1 protein-coding gene and 1 pseudogene are annotated in these 1,756 nt (G+C 71.6%); both read left to right on the forward strand.

What is annotated here, in order from left to right; all coding sequences use genetic code 11:
• The first annotated feature begins 241 nt into the window (after nt 1-241).
• Nucleotides 242-1,387, forward strand: a complete 1,146-nt coding sequence (gene mtnA, locus AOK15_RS37810; protein ID WP_055523305.1) for an S-methyl-5-thioribose-1-phosphate isomerase — start codon at nt 242-244, stop codon at nt 1,385-1,387.
• 8 nt (nt 1,388-1,395) lie between these two features.
• Nucleotides 1,396-1,756: pseudogene (mtrA, locus tag AOK15_RS37815) on the forward strand (two-component system response regulator MtrA); the annotation flags it as partial.

The raw sequence follows: 1,756 nt of genomic DNA on the forward strand, positions 1-1,756 counted from the left end.
ACGGTCAGGACGCGGGCCGGCTGCGGGGTGTCCTGCCGGCCCGCGTCCTGACCGTCCGAGGGGGTCGATCCGGGCGAGGCCCAGCCCGGAGTGTCCTTCATCGTCGCTCCTTCACGGTGCTCGTCCGCGGTCGCGGCGGCAGGTTGGCGCCCATCGTGCCACGCGGTGTCCGGGAAGGGACGGGGGGCCGTATGGGCTGCGCACCTTCAATTGTCCGTCGGATACGGGGCAGACTGGCCGCATGGCTGATCAGTACGCGCGAACCGGCGACGACACCCGGCCGACCGAGACCCCTGCGATCCGATGGGAGGAGCCACCCGAAGGCCCCGTCGTGGTCCTGCTGGACCAGACGAGACTGCCGGCCGAGGAGGTCGAGCTGGTGTGCACGGACGCGTCCGCGCTGGTCGAGGCGATACGGTCGCTCGCCGTGCGCGGGGCGCCGCTGCTGGGCATCGCCGGGGCATACGGCGTCGCGCTCGCCGCCGCGCGGGGCTTCGCCGTGGAGGAGGCCGCCGAGGCCCTCGCCGGTGCTCGGCCGACCGCGGTGAACCTCTCCGTCGGAGTGCGGCGTGCGCAGGGCGCGCACCGGGCCGAGCTCGGCCGGACCGGCGACCAGAAGCGGGCCGCGGGTGCCGCGCTCGCCGCCGCGCGGGCGTTGCACCGGGAGGACGCCGAGGCCAGCGCCCGGATGGCGGAGCACGGGCTGGCGCTGCTCGACGAACTGCTGCCCGGCGGCGGGCATCGGGTGCTCACCCACTGCAACACCGGGGCGCTGGTATCGGGCGGTGAGGGCACGGCGTTCGCGGTGGCGCTGGCGGCGCACCGGGTGGGGCGGCTGCGCAGGCTGTGGGTCGACGAGACGCGGCCGCTGCTGCAGGGCGCCCGGCTCACGGCGTACGAGGCGGCGCGCAACGGGATGGCGTACACCTTGCTCACGGACAACGCGGCGGGCTCGCTGTTCGCGGCCGGGGAGGTCGACGCGGTGCTGGTGGGGGCCGACCGGATCGCCGCCGACGGTTCGGTGGCGAACAAGGTGGGGACCTATCCGCTCGCGGTGCTCGCCCGGTACCACCACGTGCCGTTCATCGTGGTGGCGCCGGTCACGACCGTGGACCCGGACACCCCGGACGGGGCGTCCATCGAGGTGGAGCAGCGCGCCGGCCATGAGGTGACAGAGATCACAGCGCCTCAGGTGCCGGTGGCGGGAGCGGAGGCGGGAGGCGGTATCGCGGTGGCACCCCTGGGGACCCAGGCGTACAACCCGGCATTCGATGTGACACCGCCGGAGTTGGTGACGGCGATCGTCACCGAGGAGGGGGCTGTGTCGCCGGTGACGGCTGGTGCGCTTGCGGAGCTGTGTGACAGGTCACGACAGGTAACGATTTAGTTAATGGGATGATGTCGTTTATGAAGGGACGAGTCCTTGTCGTCGACGACGACACCGCACTGGCCGAGATGCTCGGCATCGTGCTGCGTGGTGAAGGTTTTGAGCCGTCTTTCGTAGCCGACGGCGACAAGGCGCTGGCCGCGTTCCGTGAGGTCAAACCGGATCTGGTGCTGCTCGATCTGATGCTGCCGGGCCGGGACGGGATCGAGGTGTGCCGCCTGATCAGGGCGGAGTCCGGGGTGCCGATCGTGATGCTCACGGCGAAGAGCGACACCGTCGATGTGGTCGTGGGCCTGGAGTCGGGCGCGGACGACTACATCGTGAAGCCGTTCAAGCCGAAGGAACTGGTGGCCCGGATCCGGGCCAGGT

This window comes from Streptomyces ossamyceticus (assembly GCF_001418475.1).
GTDB lineage: Bacteria > Actinomycetota > Actinomycetes > Streptomycetales > Streptomycetaceae > Streptomyces > Streptomyces ossamyceticus.